This window comes from bacterium (assembly GCA_024224155.1).
Classification (GTDB): Bacteria; Acidobacteriota; Thermoanaerobaculia; order Multivoradales; family JAHEKO01; genus CALZIK01.
Window position 1 is genome coordinate 1 of sequence record JAAENP010000056.1, and the last position, 1,493, is coordinate 1,493.

At 63.2% G+C, this 1,493-nt stretch carries 1 protein-coding gene; it reads right to left on the reverse strand.

Going from position 1 to position 1,493, the window contains the following annotated elements; genetic code table 11:
- A partial coding sequence (locus tag GY769_03695) for a hypothetical protein (protein ID MCP4201017.1) occupies positions 1-1,117 on the reverse strand: 1,117 nt, incomplete at its 3' end.
- Positions 1,118-1,493 lie beyond the last annotated feature (376 nt).

Sequence of the window (1,493 nt, forward strand, 5' to 3'; positions counted from 1 at the left end):
CACAGCGACAGTCCGCTCGGCCGGCGAGCACGTGGATCTCGCTGTGTCGGAGTCTCCAGGCCCGATGGAACGTGTACGCGCGCTGCGGAACGCGAGGCGAAATAGCGATGATTCCGCTGGCTCGGCCAAGCTTTGAGGAAGACGAAGAGGAAGACGCGGCGAGGCGAGACGCATCACCGGCGAGCTCGGCGAGCTGAGCAGCATCGCCAGCTACGTCTTCGGGACCACAGCCATTGGATAGAAGGTGGCGGAAGTTCATGACGCTGCCGCAGTCCACGGCGTTGGTGCAGGACCAAGGCGTGAAGAGGATGGCCTTCAGCAGCGCGTTCTGCTCCGGGTCCTGGTCGACGGTGGGACATTGGAAGCCGTCGATGGTGGGCACGTGTGCGTGATGCAGCAGGACCTCTTGCGCGTAACTCCTGGCCAGAGCGTAGTGGGACTCGAAGGGGAAGATGCTTGGAGCCGCTGCTCTGGTCCGACTGGACTGCGGAACGCGCCGCACGTACATGCGATAGACGTAGAAGGGCATGGTGCTCAACTTGCGCCCGCGGTGCGCGTAGTCGTCCGATGTGTTGGTGCTGGTGGTGCAGGCCTCGATCTTGTCGATGGAGACGTCGGAGTCCGAGACGTGCTGCGCCTCCTCCTTTTCGCTGCGGCCGATGACATGCACGGACACCGCCTGTACACTGTGGTGGGCCTTCTCCGAGGCTTCCTCGACGGCCTCATGGTTGAGGTGCTTCTTGCACTGCTGCATGGCCCACTGTAGTTGCCTGGTGAAGAGTCTCATGTTGTTGTGGCTCTGGAGGCAATCGCCGTCCGTGAGGATGTGCACCACGAGCTCCGCGGCGGAGACCCAGAAGCACCGATTGGCCATGGACGCCAAGCGGATGGTGATCCGGCGTGCGCGCCGTGAGAGATCTTCGACGGTCTTGCGCCGTTTGGGGGCAGGCTGCGCAGCATCGCCGTCGCCGTCGACAGCCAGTCGCGCCGCGTTTGCCTCCGCTTCCTCCTGCTCTTCCTGCTTCTCGAGGCGGTGAATGCCGCTGGACATGCTCATGAAGAGCGGCGTGAGGGATTCCATGGGCTTGCCCTGGTACTTGGTAATGTAGAAATCCATGGCGGCAGCCTTCTGGAAAGATGCCGCGAAGCTCTCGAGGCACGCATACTCTGACTGGGACAGGGTGGCCGCGGTAGGGAACCAAGCCGGGCGTCTTCTGGGCCTTCTCACGAGAGCTGCTCGCTGATGGTCGTCGGGCGTCTTCTGCGTGAGGCGCTTCCTTTTTGGGCGCGGTGCCGTGTCGCCTCCAGCAGGTGCGACAAGCTGAGAAGCGCCACTGTCTTCGGCTACGGTGCCTTTTGCTGGCAGCGGCGGCGCGCAGAAGAGGAACTGGAAATCCACGTTGCAGCGATCTGTCACCTGTGCGACGTCATTGCTGGTGCTCCGGAAAGGCTGCTCGCGGCGGACTTGGCAGCGGAACTCCTGGTTGCGCTCG